The following is a 12657-nucleotide window of genomic DNA, read 5'->3' as shown; positions in this document are numbered from 1 at the left end:
AATCGTTTCATCGAGCCCGAGAAGGGCCCCCTCTCGCCGCAACGAGAGGGACATCAGACTAGTCGAGACTGGTCTTAATGGTTCTCTTCGTGCGCCATCGACAGGTAGACGATGGTCAGCATCATGAAGATGAAGGCCTGCAGGGTGATGATCAGGATGTGGAACACTGCCCACGCCCATTGCAGAACCACACCCAGGCCGCTGAGCCACAGCAGGCCACTGCCGAACATCACAGCGATCAGGATGAACACCAGTTCGCCGGCATACATGTTGCCGAACAGACGCAGTGCCAGAGAGATCGGCTTGGCAATCAGGGTCACGAATTCCAGCAGGAAGTTCACCGGAATCAACAGCGCCTGAACCACAATGTTCTTGCTGCCGAACGGGTGCAGGGTCAGTTCGCCGATGAAGCCGCCGATGCCCTTGATCTTGATGCTGTAGAAAATGATCAGCGCGAATACCGACAGGGCCATGCCCAGGGTCGCATTCGGGTCTGTGGTCGATACGGCACGGAATGGAATGTGCGAATCACCGGTGATCAACATGGCCAGTTGTGGAATCCAGTCCACTGGAACCAGGTCGATGGCGTTCATCAGGAACACCCAGACGAAAATGGTCAGTGCCAGCGGCGCGATTACCGGGCTGCGGCCGTGGAAGCTGTCCTTCACGCTGCCATCGACGAAGCCAACCATGACTTCAACGAAGTTCTGCAAAGCGCCCGGCACACCGGAAGTCGCTTTCTTCGCCGCCATGCGGAACAGAAGAATGAAGATCACACCCAGTGCGACAGACCAGCCGAGGGTATCGACGTGGAATGCCCAGAAGCCCATTTCCTTGGCTTCTGCTGCGGAGTGGGCAAAGCCCCAGCTCCCATTGGGTAGCTGACCGAAGGTCAGGTTCTGCAAGTGGTGCTGGATATAGCCCGAAGCGGTTGTTTCTGCTGACATGGTTGCCTCAAACGCCCTAAGGTCTCGAAAGTCTTGTTCTCATTAGCAGGGGAGCGAACCAGCTGACCATCTGGGTCAGCACGAAGGCGCCGAATACAGCTAGCGGCGCCAATGGCTTCACACCTGCAAACGTCAGTGCAAACAGCACCGCCGTCAAAATCAATTTGCCCGCCTCACCGGCATAAAAAGACCGGACGATGGCTTGGGCTGCTCGGGCGCCGGAAAACCGAAATGCCCTGTGAGCAAAATACACATTGGGTAGCAAGGCTATCAGTCCTCCGCAAAGGCCTGAATATCCGGCTACGACTCCCCGCCATTGCCAGAGCGCCAGAGCGGCTATCAGTAGAATGACCAACTGCGCCAATAAAACCGGAAAAACCGCCAAGCGATGAAACGGCAAGCGGTTTGGCGTGCGGGTTTCCATCGCTCTTGCTCCTCATGGGTCGGCTGCCAGAATTCAATAACTTGGCATAATTTGTGCCGACAAAATGCGCGCAGAGTATAGGGGCGGTTCAGCCCCTATTCAACTGCCAGGTAGTGATTTCCGACTGCGCGCTACATAAGGAAATGTTTCAGCGGATGTGAGCGAGGACGCCTTGTAGCTCATCCAGGGAGTTGTAGCCAATCACCAACTGCCCTTTGCCCTTCTTACCGTGGCGGATCTGCACCGCAGAGCCCAGGCGCTCGGCCAGGCGCTGCTCGAGACGGGCAATATCCGGGTCTGTCTTGACCGGTTCAGCAGGCTCCTGGTTGCCACTCAACCACTGGCGTACCAGGGCTTCGGTCTGGCGCACAGTGAGGCCTCGTGCGACAACGTGTCGCGCCCCTTCAACCTGTTGATTTTCCGGCAATCCGAGCAATGCACGGGCATGACCCATTTCCAGGTCGCCGTGGGACAGCATGGTCTTGATCACCTCAGGCAAGGCAATCAGGCGCAGCAGGTTGGCTACGCTGACACGGGACTTGCCCACTGCTTCGGCGACCTGCTGCTGAGTCAGCTGGAATTCCTGCTGCAAACGCTGCAGGGCAACTGCCTCTTCGATGGGATTGAGATCTTCGCGCTGGATGTTCTCGATCAGCGCCATGGCGATGGCGGTTTCATCCGGTACATCGCGGACCATTGCCGGGATGGTTTCCTGGCCAGCCTGCTGGCTGGCACGCCAGCGGCGTTCACCGGCGATGATTTCAAAGCGACCGGAACCGATGGGACGCACCACGATCGGCTGCATCACGCCCTGGGCCTTGATGGAGTTAGCCAGTTCCTCCAGCGCCTGGGGGTCCATGTCGCGGCGTGGCTGGTACTTGCCACGCTGGATCAGGTCCAGCGGCAGGTGTTGCAGCTCGCGCTGGTCAGCCTGCACCGCTTGTTCTTCCAGTGCACTGACAGTCGGACCACTCAACAGTGCATCCAGTCCACGTCCGAGACCACGTTTCTTGACGGCCATGGGGATTCCTTAAGTTGGCTGGGCGGCTGCGGCGCGGGATTGTTTACGTTGCCGGCGAACCATCTCGCCCGCCAGGGCCAGATAGGCCAGCGCGCCACGGGATTGTTTGTCGTACGCCAATGCCGGCATGCCGTAACTCGGCGCCTCGGCCAAACGGATGTTGCGCGGAATCACGGTGTCGTACAGCTGCTCACCGAAGTGCTCTTTGAGCTGCGCGGAAACATCGTTCATCAGGCTCAGGCGCGGATCGAACATGGTGCGCAGCAAACCTTCGATTTTCAGCTGAGGATTGAGCAATTCAGCAATGCGCTTGATGTTATCCACAAGGTCGCTCAGGCCTTCCAGTGCGAAGTATTCGCACTGCATGGGGATAATTACCCCGTCGGCGGCCACCAGGGCATTGAGGGTGAGCATCGACAGCGACGGTGGGCAGTCGATCAGAATGTAGTCGTAGTTCTCACGGATAGGCGCCAAAGCACTGCGCAGGCGGCTTTCCTTCATCTGCATTTCCAGCAGGACCACTTCCGCCGCAGTCAGGTCGCGGTTGGCCGGCAGCAGTTGATAACCGCCGTGCTCGGAGAAATGCATGGCCTGGGCCAGGTCGCATTCACCGATCAGCAAGTCATAGACCGAGTTTTCCAAACCGTGTTTATCCACACCGCTACCCATGGTGGCGTTGCCCTGTGGATCAAGATCGATCAACAGCACCCGGCGCTTGGTTGCGACCAGGGATGCTGCGAGGTTGATGCAGGTGGTGGTCTTGCCCACGCCACCTTTTTGGTTCGCTATCGCGAATACCTTAGCCATTCTTGCTTGTGTTCCCAATCATGCCGTGCGGCGCAGTATCAGCAGATGGCGTTGGCCTTGGCAACCAGGTACGGCCAAGGCGTGTTCGCTATCGAGGTGGAAGTCTGCCGGCAATGCTACCAGCTCATCAGCGGGATGAACGCCCTTCATTGCCAGCCAACGTGTATCGCGATCGCCAAGGTGGCGAGTCCAGTTGCTGAAGTTCTCCATGCTGCTGAAAGCCCGGGAGATGATCCCGTTAAACGGCTGTTCAGGCTGGAAAGCTTCAACACGACTGTGGATAACTTGCAGGTTATCCAGTTTCAATTCGAGTTTGACCTGGGTCAGGAAGCGAGTTTTCTTGCCGTTGCTGTCCAGGCAGGTCACTTGCGAGTCTGGAAACAGGATAGCCAGCGGAATACCAGGCATCCCGCCGCCACTGCCAACATCCAGCCAGCGGCCATTTTCGATGAAGGACATCACGCTCAGGCTATCGAGCAAGTGGCGCGAAACCATTTCATCCGGATCGCGGACAGCTGTGAGGTTGTAAGCCTTGTTCCATTTGATCAACAGGGCCAGATAACCCAGCAGCAACTCGTGCTGGGTTTGTGTCAGGTTGACACCGAGCTGGCGAGCACCTGTGGATAACTCTTCGGCGTGTTGCGAGGTGACCAACGAACTCAAGCGCTTTGCTCCAACTGACGGCCCGCGCCGCGTTTTTTCAAATGAATCATCAACAGGGAAATCGCCGCAGGCGTCACACCTGGAATACGTGAAGCCTGGCCCAAGGTCTCTGGACGGGTAGCGCCCAACTTGCTCTGGATCTCTTTGGAGAGCCCAGAAATGTTGGTGTAATCGATATCCACAGGCAGCTTGGTGTCTTCACTGGCCCGCAGACGAGCAATCTCATCCTGCTGGCGATCGATGTAACCGGCGTATTTGGTCTTGATTTCAACCTGTTCGGCGACCTGTGGATCTTCTGCGCCCTGCCCGGTCACTTCGACCAGACCAGCGTAGTCGATTTCCGGACGGCTCAGCAGGTTCAGCAGGTTGTATTCGTGAGTCAGCGGCGTACCGAATTTTTCGGCAATGGCATCGCCCTGCTCGGTACCTGGACGAACCCAGGTGCTTTTCAGACGTTGTTCTTCCAGCGTAATGCTTTCGCGTTTTTTGCAGAACGCAGCCCAGCGAACGTCATCCACCAAACCCAGCTCGCGACCTTTCTCGGTCAGGCGCAGGTCGGCGTTATCTTCACGCAGGATCAGGCGGTATTCAGCACGGGAAGTGAACATCCGATACGGTTCCTGGGTCCCCAGGGTAATCAGGTCGTCGACCAATACTCCGATGTACGCCTCATCGCGACGCGGGCACCAGCTGTCTTTGCCCTGTGCACGCAATGCTGCGTTGGCGCCAGCCAGCAAACCTTGGGCGCCGGCTTCTTCGTAGCCGGTGGTGCCATTGATTTGCCCGGCAAAGAACAGGCCGCCGATAACTTTGGTTTCCAGGCTGTACTTCAGGTCCCGCGGATCGAAGTAGTCGTACTCGATCGCATAACCAGGACGCACGATATGAGCATTCTCCATACCGCGGATCGACTGGACGATCTGCAACTGCACATCGAACGGCAAGGATGTGGATATCCCGTTCGGGTACAGCTCGTGAGTGGTAAGACCTTCCGGTTCGATAAAGACCTGATGGCTTTCCTTGTCGGCGAAGCGATGGATCTTGTCTTCAATCGACGGGCAGTAACGCGGGCCAATACCTTCGATCACGCCGGAATACATCGGCGAACGATCAAGGTTGGAGGCAATGATTTCGTGGGTGCGGGCATTGGTGTGAGTGATCCAGCAGCTGACTTGCTGTGGATGCTGCTCTTTGGAACCCATGAACGACATGACCGGAATCGGCGTATCGCCCGGTTGCTCGGTCATTACCGAGAAATCCACAGAACGCCCATCGATACGCGGTGGGGTACCGGTTTTCAGACGACCGACGCGTAAAGGCAATTCGCGCAGACGCTGAGCCAGGGCAATCGACGGAGGATCACCGGCACGGCCACCGGAATAGTTCTGCATGCCGATGTGGATAAGTCCACCCAGGAAGGTACCGGTGGTCAACACCACGGACTCCGCGAAGAAACGCAGGCCCATCTGGGTGACCACACCCCGTACCTGATCCTGTTCAACGATCAGGTCATCAGCGGCCTGTTGAAATATCCACAGGTTCGGCTGGTTTTCCAGCGCTTCGCGGACAGCTGCCTTGTACAGAACCCGGTCGGCCTGGGCGCGAGTAGCGCGCACGGCCGGGCCTTTACGGCTGTTCAATACGCGAAATTGAATACCACCTTTATCTGTAGCCATGGCCATCGCGCCGCCCAGGGCATCGATTTCCTTGACCAGATGGCTTTTACCAATCCCACCGATTGCGGGATTGCAGCTCATTGCTCCGAGGGTTTCCACGTTATGCGTCAGCAACAGGGTTTTTGCCCCCATGCGTGCTGATGCAAGTGCTGCCTCGGTACCGGCATGACCGCCGCCGATGACGATCACTTCAAAACGGGAAGGGAAATCCACCACGCACCTCGTGCCTGCTTCAAGTAGGAGTAATTAGGAATAGTTGTTGGGTTGGTTTTTGGACCAAGGCGGCAAGTATAGGGACTTCGCCCTTTCTAAAGAACCCTTTGCACAAAATTTAACCAGCTGTGGATGACTCACGGACAATAGAAATTAAAAGAGAGAGATTTATTAAATCTTTGTTTTTATGTTTATTCTTATGCACCACCTTATCTGTGGATAGATTGCTGCAGACCTTTATATTCAATGTGTACAGAGAATTTAAACTCTGTGGTTAGGTACTGATGAGCCCCTTGGATAAGCGCTTTAAACCTGTGGATGAATGGGGCTGTTATCCACAGGGGTAGTTATCATCAGTTTTCAGGTCCTGTTATCAACTGAGCTAAAGGGCAGTTATGCACAGGGCTTAATCCACAGAAATGGCCACCCGAGCGCCCACAGCAATACCCTTCGAAGGACCAAGCTCCCGCGAAGATCGAAAAAAACCGTAGGGCAGGCAAAAAAATAGGTCGCCGGAGCGACCTATCTGTGGGTAACCGCTTACTCAGGCCAGAGTTGCGGAAACAACTCATGCTCCAGGGGTGCCCCGGCCGACAATTGCTCGACCAGGCCGGGAAACTCCGGAGACGTGCGCCAGGGCCTAGGAGCATGGCGCATGTCTTCCCCGAGGAAGCGCAGGGAGAACGCCCGTCGCCGTCGATCTCCTCCGACGCCCCCGGCTCCGTGCAGGGTCAGCATGTGAAAAAACACGGCATCTCCGGGCTGCAGTTCCCAGCCAAGAATATTCCACGCCGAACGATCGGCCTCGATATCCGGAAGATCCGCCAGGCTACCTTCCGGAAACCATTTAGCTTGATTGTCGAGAAAGGTTCGGGGCATCAGCCAGGGTCCCAAGTGAGAACCCGCGACAAACTCCAGGGTCGACTCTCGGGCAACCGGGTCCACCGGCATCCACATGCTGCAATTCTGTCGTCCCTCGACGTTGTAGTAAGGCTGATCCTGGTGCCAGGGCGTGCGCTGTCGAGTGTTGGGTTCCTTGACCAGCAAATGATCGTGATACAGCCGGGCCTGTTCACTGTCCATCAACTGCGCTGCCACATGACCGACCCGGCTTTCGAAAATGAACCGCCGATAGGCCGGATTTTCGCTCCAGTTGCAGAAGTCCTCGAAGAACCAGCCAGGATCATCAGGCCGGCTGGCGACCTTGGCCCGTTCGCTGGGAAGTGCCAGGTTGTGCTCGATGCCCTGCTCCAGCAGGGCGACTTCATCAGTGTTGAACAGTTGGCGAATGCAAACCGCACCATCGCGCTGGAAGGCTTCAACAGTTGAACGCGGCAACTCGAATGATCGCATGGGGTTATCCCTTTTCATGAGCTTCAATACCGGCCTCGCTCGCAGCATTGCCCGGTTTTATCCATATCCAATAGGCCAGCGACAGCAGTGCCAGCCAACCCAGTCCTACATACAACGCCAAACGAGTCTCGGGGAATACGCCCAGCACCACGAAAATGAACAGCATGAAGACCGCAGTGCAGTACTGGCCAGCGGCCCCCAGCGGCACTGGAAAGTGCAGTGCTTCGATCTCATTGGCGGTCATGCCACGGCGCATGGCCATCTGCGACAGCAGGATCATCAGCCAGACCCAGACCACCGAAAAGGTCACCAGCGAAGCGAAGATCAGGAACAGTTCTTCCGGTACCCAGTAATTGAGTAGTACTGCCAACAGCAGCGCCACTGACATCACCAGCACCGTCATCCAGGGCACGCCGAATTGTGAGGTCCTGGCGAACACTGCTGGGGCCTGGCCAATGGCGGCCATGCCGTACATCATCCGGCCGGCGCTGAAAATGTCGCTGTTGATCGCCGAGACCACTGCAGAAATCACCACGATATTCAGCACAGTGGCCGCCGAGTCTATTCCCAGGCTGCTGAATATCTGCACGAAAGGACTGCCCTGGCTGCCAATGCTCGACCAAGGAAACAATGTCAGCAGAACCAGCAAGGTAAGGACATAGAAGATCAGGATCCGCAGCGGCACCGAGTTGATGGCCTTGGGAATCATGCGTTGCGGATCCTTGGCCTCGCCGGCGGCGATGCCAATCACTTCGATCCCGCCGAACGCGAACATGACAATGCTGAAGGAGGCAATCATGCCCTCCAAGCCATTGGGGAAAAAGCCGCCATAGTTCCAGAGATTGCCCAGCCCCCCACTGCTATGGCCTTCTCCCAACTGGATACCAAACAGCAATACGCAAAACCCGCCAACGATCATCGCGATGATGGCACTGACCTTGAGCAGCGACAGCCAGAACTCCATCTCGCCAAACACCCGCACGCTGCACAGATTCAAAGCACCGATCCCCAGGACGATGCTCAGCACCCAGATCCATCTGGGTGTATCGGGGAACCACAACCCCATGTAGACACCGAAGGCCGTGACATCCGCCAGGCACACCATGAGCATCGAGAAGGCATAGGTCCAACCGGTGAGAAATCCTGCGAAGCGTCCCAGATAGTTGCTGGCATAGTGCCCAAAGGAGCCGGATACCGGAGTTCTGACGGCCATTTCTCCCAAGGCACGCATGGTCAGGTAAATGGCTGCACCACCAATCAGGTAAGCCAGCAGGACCGAAGGGCCGGCCCGCTGGATGGCGGCCGCCGAACCATAGAACAATCCGGTACCGATAGCCGAGCCCAAGGCAATGAAACGAATATGTCGAGTACTCAAGCCACGGTGTAAAGCAGAGCCCACGTTAGCCATGTCTGTTCCTTGAATGCGTTCACATCACGAGCCGGCGTCCATTGGCCGACATGCAGGCTCAATATCAAGGTTTTTCCTAGATGTATGAACCTGTACAAAACAGTGATGCAAATTGGGAACCACTTTGTAAAACCGGCTAACTTCGTCGATTAGTCAGGCATTTACCGATTTAACAGCGATAAACGAGTGATCTATGGATAGAGGCTGTTACTCAAGGTCGCAGGTCCGGAGGTGGATAGCTGCAGGGGGGATAAAGGTAACGCCCGTAGACAGTGCTCCGGGCAAAGTTACCCACAGGCAGAAAACCCCAGCTGTCACCGCCGGGGACTTCGATGAGCCCGTAACTACTTGCCGATGCAGAAGCTGGAGAAAATACGTCCCAGCAGATCATCGGAACTGAATGCCCCAGTGATTTCCCCCAACGACTGCTGGGCCTGGCGCAGATCTTCAGCCAGCAATTCACCGGCTCCGGCCAAGGTCAGTTGCGCCCGGCCATGTTCCAGCGCGGCGCTGGCATAGCGCAGGGCTTCCAGATGCCGGCGGCGGGCACTGAAGCTGCTCTCGGAGGTCTGCTCGTAACCCATGCAGGCCTTGAGATGGTCACGCAACAACTCCAGCCCAGCCCCTGCGGACATGGCGCTGAGGCTGATGGTGACGTGGCCATCGTCACAGGTTTCCAGGGCGATGGGTTCGCCAGTCAAATCCGCCTTGTTGCGGATCAGGGTGACCTTGGCCGGATCCGGACGTTGTTCGAGAAACTCTGGCCACAAGGCGAAGGGATCAGCAGCCTCTGCTGCAGTGGCGTCCACTACCAACAGCACCCGGTCGGCTTCGCTGATGGCCTTGAGGGCCCGCTCGACACCGATCTTTTCCACCTGATCCTCGGTGTCCCGCAGGCCAGCGGTGTCGACCACGTGCAACGGCATGCCATCGATGTGGATATGTTCACGCAGGATGTCCCGCGTGGTGCCGGCGATTTCGGTGACGATAGCGGCCTCACGCCCGGCCAGGGCATTGAGCAAGCTGGATTTTCCCGCGTTCGGCCGGCCAGCAATCACTACCGTCATGCCATCACGGAGCAAGGCGCCTTGACCGGCTTCGCGCAGCACTGTGGATAACTCGTCGCGAACCGCATCGAGCATGCTCAATACGTGGCCGTCGGCCAGAAAGTCGATTTCCTCTTCAGGAAAATCAATCGCCGCTTCGACATAGATTCGTAGGGCGATCAGCTGTTCGGTCAACTTATGCACACGCAGGGAGAAGGCTCCCTGCAGCGAGCGCAAGGCATTGCGCGCGGCCTGTGCGGAGCTGGCTTCGATCAGGTCGGCAATGGCTTCGGCCTGAGCCAGGTCGAGTTTGTCATTGAGGAAGGCGCGTTCGCTGAACTCACCCGGCCGGGCCAGACGGCAGCCCAGTTCCAGGCAACGCTGCAGCAGCATGTCGAGAACGATGGGACCGCCGTGTCCCTGGAGCTCCAGCACGTCTTCCCCGGTGAAGGAGTTCGGCCCCGGAAAATACAGGGCAATGCCTTCATCCAGCACCTCTTCCTGCTCACTGAGAAACGCGCCGTAATGGGCAAACCGTGGCTTCAACTCGCGGCCACTGATGGCCTTGGCCGCCGCGCCCGCCAGAGGCCCGGAAATCCGTACGATGCCCACGCCGCCGCGGCCTTGGGCGGTAGCAATAGCGGCGATGGTTTCACGAGGGACATTCATAACCCGACATCCAGACAAAAGTGACAGATAGCAAAACGCCCCACTAGGGGGCGTCTTGTGTGGTTATCCACAGCGTAGGTCAGGCAGCAGCTTTGGTCGCCGCTTCGATCTTACGAGTGATGTACCACTGTTGTGCGATCGACAGGCAGTTGTTCACTACCCAGTACAGCACCAGACCGGCTGGGAACCACAGGAAGAAGAAGGTGAAGATGATCGGCATCATTTTCATCACCTTGGCCTGCATCGGGTCCGGAGGCGTCGGGTTCAGCTGCTGCTGGATGAACATGGTAGCGCCCATGATAATCGGCAGAATGAAGAACGGATCCTTGATCGACAGGTCAGTAATCCACAGCATGAACGGTGCTTGACGCATTTCCACGCTTTCCAGGAGTACCCAGTACAAGGACAGGAAAACCGGCATCTGCACGAGGATTGGCAAGCAACCACCCAGCGGATTGATCTTCTCTTTCTTGTACAGCTCCATCATCGCCTGGGACATTTTCTGACGATCGTCGCCAAACTTTTCCTTCAGCGCAGCCAGTTTCGGCGCCACTGCACGCATACGTGCCATGGACTTGTAGCTGGCGGCCGACAGTGGGAAGAAGATCCCCTTGATCAGCATGGTCAGGAAAATGATCGACCAGCCCCAGTTACCCACCAGGCTGTGGATATGTTGCAGCAGCCAGAAGATTGGCTGAGCAATGAACCACAGGAAGCCGTAATCCACAGTCAATTCCAGACCTGGGGACAACTCTTTCAGCACGGCCTGGCTTTTCGGACCGGCGTACAGAGTAGCGCTGGTTTCAGCCTTGGCACCTGGAGCAACGGTCATCGAAGGGCCGGTGTAGCCGATGATGTAGTTGCCTTTGCTGTCTTTACGCGCCAGGACCTGATTGTTCTCGCCTTTTGGCGGAATCCAGGCGGTCACGAAGTAGTGTTGCAACCAGGCTACCCAACCACCCTGAACATTTTCAGTGATCGGCGCCTTGGTTTTGTCCTCGTTCACCTTGTCCATGTCTTTCATGGACACTTTTTTGTACGGCTCGGAACTTGTCCACAGGGCTGCGCCCAGGTAAGTCGCGGTGCCGGTGGCGGTGCTGGAGGACGGATCGGAACTGGCGTCGCGCTTGAGCTGGGCGAACATCGCACCGGTCCAAGGTTGAGCGCTTTCGTTATCGATCAAGTAGGAAACGGTGATGTCATACAGGCCGCGCTTGAGGGTGAAGCGCTTGATGTAGTTGACGCCGTCCTTGCTGAACTTCAGGTCGACCACCAGTTGGTCCTGACCGTCAGCCAGTTGATAACTTTTCTTCTCCGAGGAGTAGACAGGGCGACCAGTTGGGCTGGCGTCCGGACCATTGCTGCCAATCAGGCCACTTTGTGCCAGATAAGTCCGTTCGTTGCCGTTATCGAACAGCTGGAAAGGAATTTCCGGGTGGTCCTGACGACGTGGATACAGTGGCAAACGCAGTTGTGCGATATCCCCACCTTGTGGATCGACAGCCAAGTCGAGCACATCCGTCTTGATCTGGATGAGATCTTTACTTGCCGCTACTGGCGCTTCGGCGGGTGCAGTGTTGTCGCTTGCTGCGCGCGGAATGTCGTCATTGGCAGCAGAAGTGCCAGTTTGAGTATCCGGCAAGCCCGGAGTGGTCGTGCTGGAAGCAACATTCTGAGTCGGCAGGGCAGCCTGGCCATAATCCTGGTTCCATTGAAGAACCATGACATAGGACACGATTGCCAGGGCGACGATCAGGATCGTGCGTTTGATATCCATGATTACTCGGCCATCGAAGAAGAACGGGAGGTAGGGATAGGTGGAACCGGGTCATAACCACCGGGATTCCACGGATGACAGCGACCTAAACGACGAAAGGTCAGCCAGCCACCGCGCAGAAGGCCATGATTTTCGATGGCTTCATACGCGTAGCAGGAACAACTGGGGTAGAAACGACAGTGACTGGCCATCAGAGGACTAATGGCATAGCGATAAAACTGGATCGGAACGAGGGCCAGTTTACGCATCTGGACTGTCTACCCCTACAGTTTCGGATTTGACTTCTGGTACCGGCTTGCTGCGCGCCAGGCGTTTCCAGAGCTTACCGAAATGCTGAATCAATTCGGGGTTTTCTACATCGCCCAAACCTTTGCGCGCGACGATAACGATATCCCATCCGACCAGTGAATCCTGGTGGAGACGAAACGATTCGCGCATCAGGCGCTTGAGGCGATTGCGCTCAACGGAGAGCTTTACGCTCTTTTTCCCGATCACAAGCCCCAGACGGGGATGATCAAGATCGTTATTGCGCGCAAGGAGCAGGAGATTTTTCCCCGGAACCTTGCCGGTAGGGGAGTCAAAGACCGCCTTGAAGTGCCGGGGAGTAAGCAGACGCTTATCCCGACTGAAGTCCTGACTCACCTCCAGTACCG

The 12657-nt window shown here is 56.8% G+C and carries 12 protein-coding genes; all 12 read right to left on the bottom strand.

The window, feature by feature from the left end; all coding sequences use genetic code 11:
* Window positions 1-74: 74 nt before the first annotated feature.
* On the bottom strand, window positions 75-947 hold the full coding sequence (atpB, locus tag GV819_RS00675) for a F0F1 ATP synthase subunit A (protein WP_161752522.1): 873 nt from the start codon (window positions 945-947) through the stop codon (window positions 75-77).
* A gap of 16 nt (window positions 948-963) precedes the next feature.
* Window positions 964-1371, bottom strand: a complete 408-nt coding sequence (locus GV819_RS00670) for a F0F1 ATP synthase subunit I (RefSeq protein ID WP_161752520.1) — start codon at window positions 1369-1371, stop codon at window positions 964-966.
* 148 nt (window positions 1372-1519) lie between these two features.
* Window positions 1520-2392, bottom strand: coding sequence for a ParB/RepB/Spo0J family partition protein (locus GV819_RS00665; protein ID WP_161752518.1), 873 nt, complete (start codon window positions 2390-2392; stop codon window positions 1520-1522).
* 9 nt (window positions 2393-2401) lie between these two features.
* A complete protein-coding gene (locus tag GV819_RS00660; RefSeq protein WP_161752516.1) occupies window positions 2402-3199 on the bottom strand; it encodes a ParA family protein in 798 nt (265 codons plus the stop codon).
* A gap of 18 nt (window positions 3200-3217) precedes the next feature.
* Window positions 3218-3862: a 16S rRNA (guanine(527)-N(7))-methyltransferase RsmG gene (gene rsmG / locus GV819_RS00655; protein ID WP_161752514.1), complete on the bottom strand. Its 645-nt coding sequence runs from the start codon at window positions 3860-3862 to the stop codon at window positions 3218-3220.
* A complete protein-coding gene (gene mnmG / locus GV819_RS00650; protein ID WP_161752512.1) occupies window positions 3859-5751 on the bottom strand; it encodes a tRNA uridine-5-carboxymethylaminomethyl(34) synthesis enzyme MnmG in 1893 nt (630 codons plus the stop codon). Before mnmG ends, rsmG begins: the two co-directional genes overlap by 4 nt.
* 540 nt (window positions 5752-6291) lie before the next feature.
* Window positions 6292-7104 (bottom strand): phytanoyl-CoA dioxygenase family protein, encoded by an 813-nt coding sequence (locus tag GV819_RS00645; RefSeq protein WP_161752511.1) that lies wholly within the window; start codon window positions 7102-7104, stop codon window positions 6292-6294.
* A 4-nt stretch (window positions 7105-7108) separates the two neighbouring features.
* Complete coding sequence (locus GV819_RS00640; RefSeq protein ID WP_161752509.1) at window positions 7109-8512, bottom strand: amino acid permease; 1404 nt, start codon at window positions 8510-8512, stop codon at window positions 7109-7111.
* Between the two features lie 344 nt (window positions 8513-8856).
* Window positions 8857-10227 (bottom strand): tRNA uridine-5-carboxymethylaminomethyl(34) synthesis GTPase MnmE, encoded by a 1371-nt coding sequence (gene mnmE / locus GV819_RS00635; protein WP_161752507.1) that lies wholly within the window; start codon window positions 10225-10227, stop codon window positions 8857-8859.
* A 79-nt stretch (window positions 10228-10306) separates the two neighbouring features.
* Window positions 10307-12004: a membrane protein insertase YidC gene (gene yidC / locus GV819_RS00630; RefSeq protein WP_161752505.1), complete on the bottom strand. Its 1698-nt coding sequence runs from the start codon at window positions 12002-12004 to the stop codon at window positions 10307-10309.
* Between the two features lie 2 nt (window positions 12005-12006).
* Window positions 12007-12252 carry a membrane protein insertion efficiency factor YidD gene (gene yidD, locus GV819_RS00625; RefSeq protein WP_010465488.1) on the bottom strand — a complete coding sequence of 82 codons (246 nt, stop codon included), beginning with the start codon at window positions 12250-12252 and terminating at the stop codon, window positions 12007-12009.
* Complete coding sequence (gene rnpA, locus GV819_RS00620; RefSeq protein ID WP_368668858.1) at window positions 12245-12646, bottom strand: ribonuclease P protein component; 402 nt, start codon at window positions 12644-12646, stop codon at window positions 12245-12247. The genes yidD and rnpA overlap by 8 nt, the downstream gene beginning before the upstream one ends.
* Between the last annotated feature and the right edge of the window lie 11 nt (window positions 12647-12657).

The sequence above is a fragment of the Pseudomonas sp. Fl5BN2 genome, assembly GCF_009908205.1.
Lineage (GTDB): Bacteria > Pseudomonadota > Gammaproteobacteria > Pseudomonadales > Pseudomonadaceae > Aquipseudomonas.
The sequence above is the reverse complement of the archived record's forward strand: the minus strand, read 5'-3'. Positions and strand labels throughout refer to the sequence as shown.